Raw genomic sequence first — 15601 nt, forward strand, 5'->3', positions numbered from 1 at the left:
ATTCCCGCTTGCCCCCTCTGTCCGCGACCCCAGAGCGACCTCCCAGCCATTGGCCTTGAGAAAGCGGAGGAAGGATGCGATCCCAAGCCATCTCCCCACCCCCCTCTGCCCTGGGAGAAGTGGTGGAGGCCAACACCACCACCCTTGTGGCCCAGTGCCTAGAGCCAGAACGCCTGAGCTTCCCGCCCCTGCCCGCCCTCGGCAGTTGGATCCGCTCGCAAGACGAGGAGACCGGCAACTGGATCTATGGAGTGGTCTGCTATGCCGCCATCACTCCCATCGACACCGTTCACCGTCCCAGGGCCTTGGGCCTCTCCCCCCGGGAACTGCGGGAGCAGCAACCCCAGATTTTCGCCATGTTGCGCAGCGATTTCCGCGCTGCCATTGTCGGCTTCGTTGGCGGGGGGCGGGTTTATCAGTATCTGCCGCCGCGTCCGCCCCAGATCCACCAGCCAGTTTACCCCTGCTCTGAAAGCGAGGTAAGGGAGTTTTGCCGCTCTTTTGAGTTTTTGCGCACCCTGCTGCGTGTCAACGGGATCCCCAGCGACGAGTTGGTGGCCGCTGTCATCCGTCAGACTTACCGGATCTTGAACCGGGATCGCCACTGGTTGGTGCAAGCAGGGCGGCAGTTGAGCTCGCTGTTGCGGGACGACTACGAATACCTTAGCGCAATTTTACGAAAGATTGAAGCCTAAGCGAAGAAGTATTGAGAATAGTCCTGAATCCCGCCGAAATTTCATCTGAGAGTGATAGCCTGAGGCGAAATCCTTGTGAATCATTCCTTTTGTACCCCATTGCTTGCGTCAAAATGTTTAACAAATTTAATCCCTCTGACAAACCCTCCAAAGGCAACTGGGCAGGTCGCACTTTTTCTGCTGCTGTGGGCGCTTCGCTGGCAGCGGCTGTTTGCATGGCTCATGGCCAGCCGCCCTTTATATCGCTGCTAGTGGCCAGTTGTGCAACGGTGTTTACCCTCGTTTGTGATGAGATGGGCTGGATATAGGCTCGGGGTCAGCTTTGGGCTCTCAGCCCCTCTGAGGCAACCATCGAACGACATGCAAGATACCCACGGATCAAACGCCGCTAAGAGTCTCTCCGCCCCTGCGCAATTTGTTTCGGCGAGCCATAGCCCTCGGCAAGCTATTGGAGGGCAGTAGAAGAGGGCGGATACGGATTCCTGTCTCTCGAGGCTTTTGGCTGGATCTAGAGGCCCTGGTAACTGTCCCCGGCCCGGCAGCCTCTGGGCCCACTTGGGCGAGGTGGGCAGGGAGCGAGCAGCGCTGTTTGGTTTTGATGTTTTTTGCCGGATCCCTGCCCAGGGCTGGCTTCGGCGAAGCAAAAGGTAGAGCAATCGGGGGTTAAGATCGGGGGGAGCGCCCTCTGCTGGTTTCTCTTTGCCTATAGTTGGCCCCGGAAACATCCCCATCTACAGAGGCTGTGCTGCCGTAACTTGAGAACCAGGCAGGCGGGAGCCTCCGATCCCAGTCAGGGCCTTTCCAAAACCCGATTTGACGGCCGATCTGTCTGGAGCGGGGCCAGAGTTGCTCGCTTCCCCCAGGCGCCGATGCCCTTGAGCCTATGACCTCCCTTCCTCTGGTTTCTGTGATCTTGGGCACGCGGCCCGAAGCCATTAAGCTGGCTCCGGTAATCCAGGCCCTGCGGGCCAGTCCCCACCTGCGCACCGAGGTGATCCTGACAGGGCAACACCGGGAGATGGTGGATCAGGTGATGCGGCTCTTCGGCCTACGGGCGGATCGGGATCTGGAGATCATGCGTCCCCGCCAAAGCCTGACCGACATCACCGAAGCCACCCTGCGGGGTCTAGAACCCTACTTGCAGGCGCAGCGGCCCCAACTGGTTTTGGTGCAGGGCGATACCACCACCGCCTTTGCCGCTGCCCTGGCTGCTTTTTACCAACGCATTCCAGTAGGCCATGTGGAAGCCGGCCTGCGCACCGACGATCTCTACCACCCTTTTCCCGAAGAGGCCAATCGCCGTCTCATTTCTCAGTTGGCCAGCCTGCACTTTGCTCCCACGCCGCAAGCGGTGGATAACCTGAAGCAAAGCCGCGTGATCGGCTCTATCTATTGCACGGGCAACACCGTCATCGATGCCCTGCTACAGGTAGCTGCGCTTGGGATCCCCTGCCCCATCCCTGGCTTGGACTGGGGGCGCTATCGGGTTTTGTTGGTTACTGTGCACCGGCGGGAAAACTGGGGGGATCCCTTAATAGCCATCGGCCAGGCTCTGCTGCAGATTTTGGCGGAGTTCCCCGACACGGCCCTCCTCTTGCCTCTCCACCCCAACCCCGCGGTGCGAGAGCCCCTGCAGGCCCTGTTGGGATCCCGGGAGCGAGTTTTTCTTACCGAGCCCTTGGACTATCCCTGCTGGGTCAGCGCCATGCAGCGCTGCACTCTCATCCTCAGCGATTCCGGCGGCATTCAAGAAGAGGCGCCAGCTTTGGGCAAACCGGTGCTGGTGCTGCGGCAGACCACCGAGCGCCCTGAGGCGATTGCTGCCGGCACCGCCCGCCTGGTGGGCGCCCATCCCGAAAAGATCCTGGAGGCGGCCCGAGAATTGCTCACGGATCCCCAGGCCTACGCCCGCATGGCCCAGGCTCAAAACCCCTTCGGCGACGGCACCGCTGCCAGGCAAATTTGCCACATCATCGAGAGGCAGTTTAACTCGCCCAGCTCACCAGAATAAGGCCCGCAGAGACTCAGACTGGGGTGAGAAAACCGTTGCCTGCTCCTCCCTTTCTTCGGCTGCCCCGAAAAAAACTAGGATCGACTGCTGGTACACCGGCAAAGCCGTCATCCGCACCGCCAAGATCCTGCCCAGCTACCCGGCCGTGCTCTGCCGGAGCGCCACCTGCGTATGTGTTTATGGCCTTGGGACAGGAGCCATTCATCATGGTCATGGCTCCCCCCAAAACCCTCCCCGACCTAGACAAAGTGCAAGCCCTGCGCTTCCCCCCTGGGCACGGGCTGCTGCTGCACCGCGGCACCTGGCACGCTTTCCCCCTCGCCTGCGAGCGCCCCGTTGTGGTGCTGACTGCCAACTCCGACGAAGTGGTAGAGGCCCTGGCCAGCAGGACGACGGCGCAGGATCAGGGGGATCCCTGTGCCAGCGGCTGAACGCCGAGATCCATTTGCAGCCGCTCTAAGCCCATGGCGCGGATCCCCGACGGCACCCCCCCACCGGCTCTTTCGGCGCAGAAGCCTTCGGCTTTAGCCGTGGGGTAGTTTGCAGAATACCCAAACCTCAGCATTAAAAATCGGCAAAAATTGGCGGTTGGTCTGCCAGGCTCGAATTGGGAGGGGTGAGTATTCTCGAATACTCCGAAAAGAAAACGCAAAGTTAGCTTTTAGGCAAGCGCAAGCTCAGCTCCGACCGAAGCGCGCTGGGGGCAACAGTTCGTCCTAATTTGGGCTCTATCTACTAGGTGTTCGGGAATACGTACCCTTCGATAGGAACCTCGCTTGTACAAAAGAGGAAGCTTAACTGCGAGAGAAGATTCATAGGCAAAGTACGAAACATGAAAGCGCCCAGATTATCCGGATGAGGCTCTTTTTGGGGGCCGCATCCGCCTAGCTAGAAGATCCGCAAACGTCTTCACCGTTGGCATCTGAAGAGAGTTGCCTTATATTAAATCAGCTAGCATGTTCGATATTTGCCAGAATTAAGCTATCTTGAGGGCTGACATGCCATCTAACCATTGGTCAGACTTTCATCCTCCCAGTCCTGGGCAAGGCTTGGAGCAAACTCAGTCAACGCCTTCCCATTGGAGTGAGCGCTACACGGGGGAGGACTCTCAGGTCGAGTATGAAAGAAACGGAGCCCAGACCAAGGCAGCGGCTCATCCAGAGGAGAACATGCTGAGCAATGCCGCGAAAATTAAGGTGGTGGGCGTGGGGGGTGGAGGTGGCAACGCGGTCAGTCGGATGGCGGCCAGCAACCTCAAGGGTGTTGAGTTTTGGAGTATCAACACGGATGCTCAGGCCCTTGCGCAGTGCTCGACATCAACGGTGAACCGCCTGCAAATCGGGCAAAAGTTAACCCGCGGGCTGGGGGCAGGCGGCAACCCGGCCATTGGTCAGAAAGCCGCCGAAGAGTCCAGCGAAGAAATTGCAGCGGCTCTCAAAGGGGCAGATTTGGTCTTTATTGCCGCCGGCATGGGAGGGGGCACGGGCACCGGTGGAGCCCCTATCGTCGCCCAGATTGCCAAGGCCAGCGGTGCCCTGACGGTGGGGGTGGTGACGCGGCCTTTTTCCTTTGAGGGCAAGCGGCGCACCAAGCAGGCCGAAGAAGGGATCCAAGCGCTGCAGGAGGCGGTCGATACCCTGATCGTGATCCCCAACGACAAGCTGCTCTCGGTGATCTCTGAGCAAACTCCTGTGCACGAGGCTTTTCGCGTCGCGGACGATGTCTTGCGTCAGGGGGTGCAGGGCATTTCGGATATCATCCTCATCCCCGGCATGATCAACGTGGATTTTGCCGACGTGCGCAGCGTGATGGCCGATGCCGGCACTGCCTTGATGGGCATTGGCATGGGATCCGGCAAGTCCCGCGCCCGCGAAGCTGCCATTACCGCCGTCTCCTCTCCCCTTTTGGAAACTTCCATCGAAGGGGCCAAGGGCGTGCTCTTCAACATCACCGGCGGGCTGGATCTGTCGTTGCACGAGGTCACGGTAGCCGCTGAGATTATCGCTGAGGCAGTGGATCCAGAAGCCAACATCATCTTCGGCACCGTCCAGGACGAGCGCATGCAAGGGGAGGTGCGCATCACCGTCATCGCCACCGGTTTTGACGGATCGCGGTCGGCTGCCGCTTCTGGATCCAAAGCCTCGGTCGCCAACAAGGGGGGGGTGGGGACGCGTAGGACCACTGCCTCTGGCTCTGAGCCACCGCCTCGACAGCCCCCTGAGCCTGAGCCCCCTGCATCCGGGGGCTTGGACATTCCCGAGTTTTTGCGCCGCCGCCGTCCTCCTTCGTAGGTTAGAGTGAGGGAATGCGGCTATCCTGGTGCCGGTTGCTGGGAGTGGGGAGTGCTTTGGGGTTAAGCCATGAACATTGTTATCTTGGCAGGGGGTCGTTCGGCAGAACGTCAGGTTTCTTTGGTAACGGGCAAAGCCTGTAAGCGGGCGCTGGAGGATCTGGGGCATCGGGCGAAGTTGATCGACCCCGAGGAGGATCTGCCGCTGCGCCTTTGGCAGGAACGGCAGGCAGGCTGCGACTTCGTCTGGATTGCCCTGCATGGCCCCGGCGGTGAGGATGGGGTGGTGCAGGGGATGCTGGAGTGGCTGGGCTTGCCCTATCAGGGATCCGGGCCGTTGGCCAGCGCTCTGGCCATGGACAAGCTGGTCTCCAAGCAGATCTTTCGGGCCGAAGGGATTCCCACTCCTGAGTGGCTGGTCTGGGATGAAGCGCAGCCGCTCTCCTGGGCCGAGTGTGTGGCGCGTTTGGGATCCCCGCTGGTGGTGAAGCCCAGCAACAGCGGCTCGACGGTGGGGATTAGCCTTGCGCGGGATGAGGTGTCGTTGGCTCAGGGGCTGGCGTTGGCCAGCTCGGTCTCCTCGCGGGTCTTCCTGGAGCGCTACATTCCCGGCAAGGAGATCACCCTCTCCATTCTCTCCGGCCAGGTTCTCCCGGCCATTGAGATCATCCCTGCCCAGGGAGATTTTTACGATTACGAAGCCAAGTACGCCCCCGGCGGCTCACGGCATTTGATCCCCTGTTCCCTCAGCGCGGCAGGGCTGGCCCGCTGCGAGGCGGCAGGGCTAAGGGCCTATCGGGTGTTGGGATGTGAAGGTCTGGCGCGGGTGGATCTGCGGGTGGATGCCGACGAGAACCCTTGGGTGCTGGAGGTGAACACCCTGCCCGGGATGACCCCCACTTCGCTTTGCCCAGAGGCGGCGGCAGCTCTGGGCTGGACGTTTACGGAGCTGGTGGAGCGGATGCTGCAGGATGCCCTGCAGAGGGCGGCATTGACTCGCTCGGCCCCGTCTGGATCCCGGCCTTCGCCACAGCCGGCCTGATCCCCAGCCAGACTGCTTTCTAGAGAAAGAAAAGAAGCAAAACCGCCACCGCCATCCCGACCATCAGCACTGCTCCTGCCGGCCACAGCCAGGCAATAGGGGATCCGCCTTTGCCAGCAGCTTTTTGGCCGGGACCCTTTTCTTTGGGCTCAGGCTGGGGGCCGGCGGAATCGGGAGCAACCAGCGTTAGATCCTGCAGCAGCCGGTTGCCTTGCTTTTCCAGCACGAGCGTGGTCTCCTCAGCGCTCAAGAGAGGATCCCGCAGCGGCTGGGTTTGCTGCCACTCGTATTCGGAATGTCCTGACGCTCGCCCATAGACCGTCACCTGCTCCAGGCCGGATAGGCCCAACGCCTCCAGCGCGGCTCGCACCTGTTGGGTGAGATGGGGATAGTCGAGCTGGGTTTGCGGGGAGCGGTTGAGGAGAACGTGCAGGTGAGCCTGGCGACGCTTGACGGCGATCTTGACAGGGACGGCCAAGCGAGCCTGCAACGCCTGGGCAATCTCAGCTTCCGTCATCGAGTTTTATTCCAGTGAAGGCAAGTTAATTCTAATACAGCCATGGGACAGGCGCTGGGAGTGGCGGCAGCGGCTTCGGGGTAGAATGTATCCGCATCGGCAAGGAAGGCCCCTGAGGAGGTCGTGTAGCTGGAAGTTCTATGCAAGAAAAAGCCATTGTCCGCAATTACTTCAACACCGTCGGTTTCGAGCGCTGGCGGCGCATCTACGGCAACGAGGAAGTCAATTTTGTCCAGAAAGATATTCGACTGGGCCATGCCCGCACAGTCGAGACGGTGTTGCAATGGCTGGGGGATCCCTCCGGTCTGCGCATTTGCGATGCCGGCTGCGGAGTGGGCAGCCTTAGCTTGCCTTTGGCCGCCCGAGGGGCGCAGGTGTTTGCCAGCGACATTTCCGAGCAAATGGTCAACGAAGCGCGTCGCCGCCAACAGATGGAGCTGGGATCCACAGACAACCCCCAGTTTCAGGTTTTGGATTTGGAGGAACTGACGGGGGAGTACGATGTCGTCGTCTGCCTGGATGTGATGATCCACTATCCCGAAGCCGACGCCCTGCGCATGCTCAACCACCTAACTTGCCTGGCCCGCTCTCGCCTGATCTTCAGTTTTGCTCCCAAAACCCCCTGGCTGACGCTGCTGAAGAAAGTAGGGGAGTTCTTCCCTGGCCCCAGCAAAACCACCCGCGCCTATCAACACCGCGAGGCGACGTTGGTGGGCCACCTGGCCGAGTGGGGCTGGAAAGTGCAACAACGCCGAACCATTCGAAGCCGCTTCTACTTTGCCTGGCTGCTTGACCTGGTTCGCTGAAGCCGTCGCTCCTAGCTTGCTCTGGGGCCGAGCTGCCTGGGCTCGACCAGGTCAGTCGAAGTTACCCAGTTTTTCCAGCAAATCCGGATCTGCCAGCTTTTGCAGGGCAAGTCGCGCATCATCCTGGACTCCCCAGTCAGGGTCGCCGCTGGCGCTGGCCAGCAACTGCTTGGTGAGCATTTGATAGAGAGCTGTATAGGGCGTCGCCGGCTTCAGATGTTGCCCTAGGATCCCTAGGCTCCAGGCGCAGTTGCCGCGGACTGCCGCCACCGGATCGTGGGCCAAGCCCCGACAGAGGGCTGCCGCCACCTCTTGCAAGGCCGGGCCGGGCAACACCTGAGCTTGGGCCAATTGTCCGAGGGCGCTGGCCGCCCACAGTCGCACGGCTGTGATATCTCCGGCCAATACTTCCAGCAACACCGGATAGGCCCGCGGATCCTTGGCATTGCCCAGGGCCCACACCAACCCTTTGCGCACATAGCCATTCCAATCCCGGCGCAAGCTGTCGATCAGCAGCTCCACCTCACAGGGATCCGAATTTCGACCTAGGGCATAGGCCGCCCCTACCCGCACCAATGGGCAGGGATCCCTGAGCAGAGCCAACAGGGACGGCACGGCACGGGGCTCTTCGATCTCACAGAAGGCGCGGGCCGCCTGCATCCGCAAACGGGGATCCGGATCCTGCAACTGCTGCAGCATCCGCTCCACATCTACCTCCGGCGGCGAGTGAGGTGGCAGCTCGTCTAGGGGAGAAAAGGCATCTTGGTACATGAAGGGGCGCGGGCAGATTGGTGCCGTTGGCGGGGAGGGCAGGAGCACGAAAATCTCTTCTCCCCAGGCAAAAGGCCAGAATGAAGGCGGAAAAAGCAGCCAAGCAAGCAAATCCTGGCTGCAGCCCATCATAAGCCGCCGAGGTCCCTAGTTTGCAGTTGAATCTGGAGATCCGGGAACCTGCAGCAAGTCCGCTCCTTCCAGCACCCGCGCCGAGCGGATCACATCCCCCACCTGCAGGCGCTCCACCCACTCCATGCCACTGGTGACATAGCCGAACACCGCATAGCGCCCATCCAGGATCGGCAGAGCAGAGAGGGCGATGTAAAACTGGGAAGAGGCCGAATCCAGCGGGCTAGAACGGGCCATGGCCACCGCGCCCAAGCGATGGGGCAAGGCCAGCTTGCTCAGGGCGATGGGATCCTCAATCAAGGTGTTGTAGCGGGGGTGAGGCTCCCCACGCACCTGAATCTCCAAAGGGATGGTGCGCAGGCGGTTGCTGCCCGGCTCGGTAGCGCCACCGGTGCCATCTCCCCGCGGATCCCCTCCTTGCACCACAAAAGGTTGGGGATCTTTCTCCACTCGATGGAAGGTGAGACCGTTGTAAAAGCCCCGCTGCACCAAATCCACAAACTGGCCAGCCGTGAGGGGCGCCTCCTCCCCGTGAATCTCCAAGATCACCTTGCCCGCTCCCTCAGCAGTTTGCACCTCTAGCTCCACCAGCGCCTTGCCCTGCAGTTGCGGGCGATGGGCGTAGGCCGGTGGGATCCCCGATGGAGAGCCAGAGGAGGGGAGCGCACGGCGACAAGCGAACAGACCAAGACAGAGGTACCCCAAAGCCAAGCCCAACCCCACTCTGCAGCGGCTCATTCGCCCCAGCTTGGTAAATTGCATCTGCCCCTTCTCCCTTTTTCGATTTGATCCAACTTTCCACAGGGATCCCTCTCCAGATGTCAAGAGAGATATCTAGAGCCGTTGCGACAACCCCAATTGCAAGGTGACGCTTTGAGCGCCATTGCTTACCCTCACCCCGTAGGGGCTGATGGAGGTGACCCGCCACTCTGCTTTCACCGCCTGGCCAACCGGCACCTGTCGCACCACGTTGTCGATCAGAATCAGAGCCTTGGGATCGCCCGGATCGTGGATCAACCCCACCAGCTTCATCTGCGGCGGCGGTTGAGGCGGGATCCGCACCGGCGCAGACCTGAGGGAGGGAGGAGAAGCGCTGGTTGCCGCTGCAGGGGTAGGAGCGGTGGCCGCTGGCGGCCTTACGGGGGTTGTTTTCGCCTCTGGCTCGGCTAAGGTGATCCTAGGTGGCTCCTGAGACGAAACTTCCTCAGAGGGATCTCGAGGAGTTTTACCTCCCGCCTCTGGGGGCCGAGATGGTTCCTGTTCCTGGGCCAGCCGGAAATCCGAGTTGGGAGAATCGGAGGCCTCAGTCACAGGATCCCTCAGCCAAGGAGAATTGGCCTGAGAAAAGACTCCCGCCCGGCGGCGCAGGGTCGTCCAGAAGGCTAGCCCTGCTACCAGAGTGGCCGCCAAGGCCAAACCCAGTAGGATCCCTGAGGCCATAGAAGAGCGCCGCAAAGGCAGCGGCGGGCGCGTGCCCCAATAGGGGTACTCTTCCACCAGCCCTTCTTCAAGGCTGTGCTCCAAATCCTCAAGCAGCTCATCCAGCAGGGAATCTGCTTGACTCTTGTAACGCAATACAGCCCAAGGAGAACGACGGCTCCTGTCTGCCGAAGCATCAAACCCGGACATAGAACCTCCCTTGGCGGCGAGACCCCTAGCCGACAGCAGCCGTCTCCTCACTCCAGCGCTCTCACAGGAGCCGCATTTCCGGGTACTCGGTCAACAGCGCCTCTGCCGACAGGGTGTCTCCTTCCAACTGCGGCGTCCACAGCACTTCGATCGCCACAATTCGCTCCGCCGGAATGGAGGCCAACTGCAGCAGGCACTGCCGCAGATCCGCCGCAGATTTAACTACAGGTAGTGTACCTAAGTTGCCGCGATACGCAACTAGTAGAGTAACGACCAGATACTCGCCGACATCCGGGATCCCGGCAGCAGCGCGTTTAAGGACCGCTTGGGGAACCTGTTGGATTTGGTTGTTGCGGTTGCTGAGGGTTTCGGCGCTAAACTTGCTGCGCTCTTGCAAAGAGGCTTGGTAGAACAGAGACTCGGCGCGGGAGAGAGGCAGCTTCTCTGCTTGGGCATGGCCATAGGCCCAGTAGTCGCTGTAGCGCATCAAGCCGAGGGTGACCTCTTGCAGGAGTTGGCTCAGCCCTTCCGGCGATTGGGTATCCGCTTCCAGAGCCAGGGCGTTCATGTCTTTTTGCAGTTGCCGGGCGCTGGCCAGCAGGCCCACTTTCACCTGAGCCAGGGTTACTGGCGGGTCAGCAACCCCCTCGTCGCCATCTTCGGAAACAGCCGAGCGCAGGCTGCGCACCAGAAAGCTACCTGCCCCGATGAGCAGCAGCAGTGTCAGCAGGCCGCCACCACCACCCCAGAAAAAGGGCACCACCAGGGGAAAGCCGAACCCCCCTCCATAGCTGGGGTACACCGGAGCCGAGCGGGGGCCAACGGAGCGGGGGGCAGAGAAGGTCGGAGAGCGGAAAGAGCCACCGCCAATGCGACCACCACTGCGCGCCCAGACGGCACTGACGGGGGCCAAGGCCAAGATCAAAGCCAGGGCAATGGCCAGCAGGGGCCGGCAGCTTCGACTGATTCGTTTCAGCATGTTCACGTGTCCATCACGGGGCTAGTCTTCCTCAATTGTATGCTCTTTCCTTAGACAGCAGAGGGCAGGGATCCGAACCTTTTAGCGGGCTATTTGAGCCATTGCTTGTGAATCCCCACCGATTTACTCCTCAGCATCCAACTCAGGATTACTTCAATCTGGCCCATCGAGACTATCGACGGAGGCGACCGCAGTCTTGACACTCCCACCGCCTGAAGGCGGGGCGGTTGTTCACCCCCACGCAAATTGCGGATCCCAGCCAAGCGGCCGCCCTCCAGGAAGAGAACAACCGCAAACGGATCCGCATCGATGACCGGCTGCTCACCCAAAACCCGGATCCGGTTATCTATCCCACTCCTGGCGGTCTCAGCGCTGCCAACACGGTGCGGGGCGGGGATCGCGTCAGCAACATCGTTGGGATCATGACTCAGTTACGGGGCCGGAACGTCGCTGGCGACGTGGATGCCACCATCGACTACCGCATCCACCCCAACGATCCCAGCAACTTGCCGACGTTTCAGTCCGTCAACCCTCGCCCGCAAACTCCACCCGCGGTAGGCGGATCCCTGAAGGTGGCCAGCTTCAATCTGTTCAACTACTTCAACACCTTCGGCAACATTTGCTTCCCCAACAATTCCGAGTGTCGAGGGGCCAGGAACGCCGCAGAGTTCACCCGCCAGCGGGACAAGATCATCGAGGCGATTCGCCGCATGGACGCCGATATTGTGGGCCTGAACGAGCTGGAAAACGACGGCTATGGCCCGAACAGCTCCATCCAAGATTTGGTGAACGGTCTCAACCAGGTCATGGGGCCGGGAACCTACGCTTTTGTGGATGTAGGGGTAGCCAACCTAGGCGGTGATGCCATTACCAATGGTTTCATCTATAAGCCGGCTACGGTTGAAATTGCGCCTGGCACCAACCCCGCCTTTCTGGATACCGGGGAACTCACCCAAGATCCCTCGCTTCGTCGCCACCGCCCTCCCTTGGCCGTCACCTTCCGGCAGAAGAGCAACAACGCCATCTTCACGGTGGTGGTCAACCACTTGAAGTCGAAGGGATCCCCCTGTGATCCTGTCGACAACGATCCCTTCCAGGGCAATTGCAACGGCAACCGCAGGCGGGCTGCCCAGGAAATCCTGAACTGGTTGTCCACCAACCCCACCGGCTCCACCGATCCGGATGTGCTGATTATCGGGGATCTCAACGCCTACGCCAAGGAAGACCCGATCAAAGTCTTGGAGGAGGGCGGATTTACCAACCTCAACGGCCCCAACAGCTATTCCTTCAGCTTCCAAGGTCAGTGGGGATCCCTGGATCACGCCTTGGCCAACGCCAGCTTGAGGCCGCAAGTGACCGGGTCGGCCAAGTGGCACATCAACGCCGACGAGCCAGTGAGCCTGGACTACACCACGAGCTTCAAGAGCGCCTCACAGCAGAGCCTCTTTTACGCCCCGGATCCCTTCCGTTCTTCCGATCACGACCCGGTGATCGTCGGCTTGAACCTGACGCCGACGCCAACGTCAACCCCGACGCCAACACCCACACCGACCCCAACGCCAACCCCGACCCCGACACCCACGCCGACCCCAACGCCCACGCCAACTCCAACACCAACACCTCCTCCAGTTAACCTGCCTCTAACCGAAGACTTTGACAACTGCAACCCCGCTCCCGCTGGCTGGCAGATTGTGGATGTGGATGGCGACACCACCCGCTCTTGGCGCTGCGTCAATTCCTATGCCGAGGCCAACGCCTTCGGCGGCCAGCAACCGGGTGATGATTGGCTGATTACTCCGCCTCTGAACCTGGCTTCGGCCAACAACCCGGTTCTGACCTTCCGCAATCAGAGTTCCTTTACCGATAGCGGCGTTCCTTTTCCGCAACTAAGCGTTCTTTACTCCACCGATTACAACGGTGCGGGCACTCCGGCGGCGGTGCAGGCAGCCACTTGGACGGCCCTGACGATTCCCAATCCCTCTACAGGCCAATTTGTGGATTCTGGAAACATTTCTCTATCTGGGATCCAACCTCCTGGCCGTGTTTACATTGCCTTCCGCTATCGGTCTTCTGGCACAACTTCTGGCAGAGCCACTCGCTGGCGGGTGGATACGGTTAGGATTGCCGGGAATTAGGACTGGGATCCAAGTGCCAAACTGACTTCGATGGGCAGGAGCTGGGGGAGCGGCTTTGCTTCTCCAGCTTTCTTTTGCTCGCTTTTTTCCCTGAAAAGGGAGCCATATCAGGATTGGGGTAGGGTGGCGGCGTCCTTGTCTCAATCGAGACGACCTGGGATCCCCGCCTGAGCGCAGACCTGGCCCTGGCGATCGAACAGGGTTACCTGCACCGGCAGGGATCGAGCGGCATACTTTTGCACATAGGCTGTCGCCCGCTGGCGGATTTGTCGGGAAAGCTCCTGCAGCACCGGCTCTGCCCAGCCCAGATCCTTCAGATACTGCACCGCTGCCTCTACCGTCCTCAGCTCCAGCACCTGCCGCGCCTGCTCGGCTGTTCCCCCGCAGCGGATGAGGGCTGCCGCCAAGATCTCCAGGCGGGCATCGGCCACATGGCTGGAAGTGGTGAAAATGCCCCCCGCCAGCTTGATCAACTTGCCGTGGTAGCCGATCAAATGAATCGAGTCTGCCCCTCGCAATGCCGCTTCCACCAGCAGCGGCCCGATCCAATTGGCCACCAGTAGAATTTGTTCTGCTGGGATCCCTTGCCGCAAGGCCACCTGCTGCCCATGGCTGCCCACGCAAAAGGCCAGATGCCGGTGGTTGGCCAATTTCTGTTGCAATTCGCGGCGGGCCCGCTCCAGGCTCTCGGCACTGGCAGAAGGCTCCACCTCGGCCCGCGTTCCCAAGAGAGCCAGTCCCTCCAGCACCCCAAACGCCGCATTGGAAGTCCGCTCCGCCAAGAGTTTTCCCTCCGGCAAGATGATGCGCACCCGCAGGCGATACCCATCCGGGATCCCAGGCGAAAGATTGATCTCAAACAGGCGCCGAGCGTAAGCATAGATGGCCGGGCTGCCATCAGCATGCCGCCCCAGCCCCTCTCCCGCTTCCAGGAGCAAAGGCGGAGTGGCGGGATCCCGTTCCTCCAAGCCCACCCAGGCCCAGACCGGCGTGTTGCGGGTGAGATCCAGATGAGGGCCGGGATCCGAACGGGTAATGGCCAAAGCGGTGTTCTCCGAGAGAGCAGCCACCTGCTCCACTGGGATCCGGATGCAAACATCAGGGAACTGGGGCTCCACCTGCACTGCAATGACAGGATGAGCGCCGTCCTGCTCCAAAGGGATCCCCAGAAGGCGGCGGAGAGCGGCTTTAGCAGCAGCCACCGCAAACACGGGCAAGGTATAGCCCTGTTGTGACGAGGGGGGAACCGCATCCTGCATTTTTTGCCTGGAAATAGAGAGGAACCTGCTCTGGAAAAAACTTTGGAGAGAGCCTGTCTCAATTGTGGCCGACGCCAGCCAGCAGGACTGGCTTGATAGGGCAAACTCCTGAAGCCGACTTTAGTGCTCCAACCGCGTAATCGTTAAATGATCTGGGGGAAGAAGGGGAGGAGCGAGAACTTATCTCTTTCAATGAAAGTAAAGAGTCAGAACCGGGGCAGCTATGAGCGAAACCTTGCAGCACTATTTTGAGCGTCTGGAGTTGCAAATTCAGGAGCTGAAAGCTGCCATCGAGCGGATGCCGGAGCAGGTGGCGGCTGCTCTCCTGGCAAAGCAGGAGGCTAAAAAAAATGCCCCCGCCCCCTCCCGTTACAGCGTTCTCACCTCAGACTTGGTCGAAGATGGGAGCCACAACTTTTTGCTGGAGGAGGATCCCCCTGTAGTAAGCAACCGCAGCCCGGCGTATGAACTTGCTCCTGAAGCCCAGATCCAGCGCCTGAGCGCCCAGCTAACCGCTGCCTACAACCGCATTGCTGCTCTAGAAGAACAGCTCTTGGCGCAGCGCCTGCGGCAATGACCTAGCGAGGTTTCGGTGGAGGGGTGGCAAGTGTGCTGTTTTTGCGCTGCACATCTTGCATCTGGAAGCCGTGCTTGCGCAGCTCCTGATCCAACAGCAGCTCGTTTTCCACGTGATCCACAAACAGCACACCGTTGAGGTGATCGATTTCGTGTTGGATAACCCGCGCCAGCAGGTCGTCGGCTTGGAGGGTGCGGGGCCGCCCGGTTTCGTCCTTAAACGAAACCACCACCCCCTGCGGCCGCATGACCTCGCAGAAGACGCCCGGAATGCTAAGGCAGCCTTCCTGGCCGGCTACAACTTCGCCGAGGTACTCGCGGATCTCCGGGTTGATCAGCACCAGCGGTGGCACTTCCGGCTTATCGGGATAGAGATCTACCACAATCAAGCGCTTGGGAATGCCCACCTGGGGAGCTGCCAGGCCAATGCCATCGGCGCTGTACATCGTCTGCAGCATGTGTCGCGCCAACTGGCGGATCTCGTCGTTGACCTGGCTGACGCGCTTGGCCGGCTGCCGCAGCACCTTGTCACCCATGCGATGGATGCGCAGAGGCGGGTTTTTCAGCTTGGCTTTGGGGACAGAAAGGGTGGCCACCATCCGGCAGGTCTCTCAGAATAAACAACAGCAGACATCCCGTCTGGACTTCCATTCTACATTCAGTCCAAGCCGTGCCGAAGCGATGCGTCTGCTGTTCAGCTCCCCTCTGCCTCTGCCAGAGAAGCTGGGAATAGTTGCGTCAGCAGCACGGAGTGCTTGG

Annotated in this window: 16 protein-coding genes; 8 read left to right on the plus strand and 8 right to left on the minus strand. The window is 60.5% G+C overall.

Going from position 1 to position 15601, the window contains the following annotated elements:
• Positions 1–74: 74 nt before the first annotated feature.
• The 3 genes from CYA_RS00500 (at position 75) to CYA_RS14510 (ending at position 3137) form a co-directional block, all read left to right on the plus strand.
• Positions 75–695 (plus strand): hypothetical protein, encoded by a 621-nt coding sequence (locus tag CYA_RS00500; protein WP_011429026.1) that lies wholly within the window; start codon positions 75–77, stop codon positions 693–695.
• A gap of 883 nt (positions 696–1578) precedes the next feature.
• Positions 1579–2706 (plus strand): non-hydrolyzing UDP-N-acetylglucosamine 2-epimerase, encoded by a 1128-nt coding sequence (gene wecB, locus CYA_RS00505; protein ID WP_011429028.1) that lies wholly within the window; start codon positions 1579–1581, stop codon positions 2704–2706.
• 206 nt (positions 2707–2912) lie between these two features.
• Complete coding sequence (locus tag CYA_RS14510; protein ID WP_206336818.1) at positions 2913–3137, plus strand: ureidoglycolate lyase; 225 nt, start codon at positions 2913–2915, stop codon at positions 3135–3137.
• Here the strand turns inward: CYA_RS14510 and CYA_RS14945 are convergent.
• Positions 3110–3271: a hypothetical protein gene (locus CYA_RS14945; RefSeq protein WP_168173323.1), complete on the minus strand. Its 162-nt coding sequence runs from the start codon at positions 3269–3271 to the stop codon at positions 3110–3112. The two genes, CYA_RS14510 and CYA_RS14945, sit on opposite strands and share 28 nt — an antisense overlap.
• Before the next feature lie 604 nt (positions 3272–3875).
• On the opposite strand from CYA_RS14945, the gene ftsZ reads away from it, so the two are divergent.
• Entirely contained in the window at positions 3876–4997 is a 1122-nt protein-coding gene (gene ftsZ / locus CYA_RS00515; protein ID WP_011429031.1) for a cell division protein FtsZ, read from the plus strand.
• Positions 4998–5066: 69 nt separating this feature from the next.
• Complete coding sequence (locus CYA_RS00520; protein WP_011429032.1) at positions 5067–6038, plus strand: D-alanine--D-alanine ligase; 972 nt, start codon at positions 5067–5069, stop codon at positions 6036–6038.
• Positions 6039–6057: 19 nt separating this feature from the next.
• On the opposite strand, the gene CYA_RS00525 is transcribed toward CYA_RS00520, so the two are convergent.
• Positions 6058–6555, minus strand: coding sequence for a hypothetical protein (locus CYA_RS00525; RefSeq protein ID WP_041438022.1), 498 nt, complete (start codon positions 6553–6555; stop codon positions 6058–6060).
• 140 nt (positions 6556–6695) lie between these two features.
• On the opposite strand from CYA_RS00525, the gene bchM reads away from it, so the two are divergent.
• The gene (gene bchM, locus CYA_RS00530; RefSeq protein ID WP_011429034.1) at positions 6696–7361 is read left to right on the plus strand and encodes a magnesium protoporphyrin IX methyltransferase; all 666 of its coding nucleotides are present in this window, start codon (positions 6696–6698) and stop codon (positions 7359–7361) included.
• A gap of 51 nt (positions 7362–7412) precedes the next feature.
• On the opposite strand, the gene CYA_RS00535 is transcribed toward bchM, so the two are convergent.
• The 4 genes from CYA_RS00535 to CYA_RS00550 all read right to left on the minus strand — a co-directional run bounded on the left by CYA_RS00535 (position 7413) and on the right by CYA_RS00550 (position 10872).
• Positions 7413–8132: a HEAT repeat domain-containing protein gene (locus tag CYA_RS00535; protein ID WP_011429035.1), complete on the minus strand. Its 720-nt coding sequence runs from the start codon at positions 8130–8132 to the stop codon at positions 7413–7415.
• Positions 8133–8279: 147 nt separating this feature from the next.
• Positions 8280–9026 (minus strand): peptidylprolyl isomerase, encoded by a 747-nt coding sequence (locus CYA_RS00540; protein ID WP_011429036.1) that lies wholly within the window; start codon positions 9024–9026, stop codon positions 8280–8282.
• A gap of 72 nt (positions 9027–9098) precedes the next feature.
• Complete coding sequence (locus tag CYA_RS00545; RefSeq protein ID WP_011429037.1) at positions 9099–9893, minus strand: hypothetical protein; 795 nt, start codon at positions 9891–9893, stop codon at positions 9099–9101.
• Between the two features lie 61 nt (positions 9894–9954).
• Complete coding sequence (locus CYA_RS00550; protein ID WP_041438024.1) at positions 9955–10872, minus strand: DUF1517 domain-containing protein; 918 nt, start codon at positions 10870–10872, stop codon at positions 9955–9957.
• Between the two features lie 227 nt (positions 10873–11099).
• Here CYA_RS00550 and CYA_RS00555 point away from each other — a divergent pair, with 227 nt between their 5' ends.
• Positions 11100–13007 (plus strand): ExeM/NucH family extracellular endonuclease, encoded by a 1908-nt coding sequence (locus tag CYA_RS00555; protein ID WP_011429039.1) that lies wholly within the window; start codon positions 11100–11102, stop codon positions 13005–13007.
• 140 nt (positions 13008–13147) lie between these two features.
• Here CYA_RS00555 and cbiD read toward each other — a convergent pair whose 3' ends face one another.
• Positions 13148–14266 (minus strand): cobalt-precorrin-5B (C(1))-methyltransferase CbiD, encoded by a 1119-nt coding sequence (gene cbiD / locus CYA_RS00560; RefSeq protein WP_011429040.1) that lies wholly within the window; start codon positions 14264–14266, stop codon positions 13148–13150.
• 223 nt (positions 14267–14489) lie between these two features.
• Between cbiD and CYA_RS00565 the strand changes: the two genes are divergently transcribed.
• Positions 14490–14843 (plus strand): hypothetical protein, encoded by a 354-nt coding sequence (locus CYA_RS00565; RefSeq protein ID WP_011429041.1) that lies wholly within the window; start codon positions 14490–14492, stop codon positions 14841–14843.
• 1 nt (position 14844) lies between these two features.
• On the opposite strand, the gene def is transcribed toward CYA_RS00565, so the two are convergent.
• Positions 14845–15441 carry a peptide deformylase gene (def, locus tag CYA_RS00570; RefSeq protein WP_011429042.1) on the minus strand — a complete coding sequence of 199 codons (597 nt, stop codon included), beginning with the start codon at positions 15439–15441 and terminating at the stop codon, positions 14845–14847.
• Positions 15442–15601 lie beyond the last annotated feature (160 nt).

Origin of the sequence: Synechococcus sp. JA-3-3Ab (genome assembly GCF_000013205.1) — a bacterium.
Classification (GTDB): Bacteria; Cyanobacteriota; Cyanobacteriia; order Thermostichales; family Thermostichaceae; genus Thermostichus.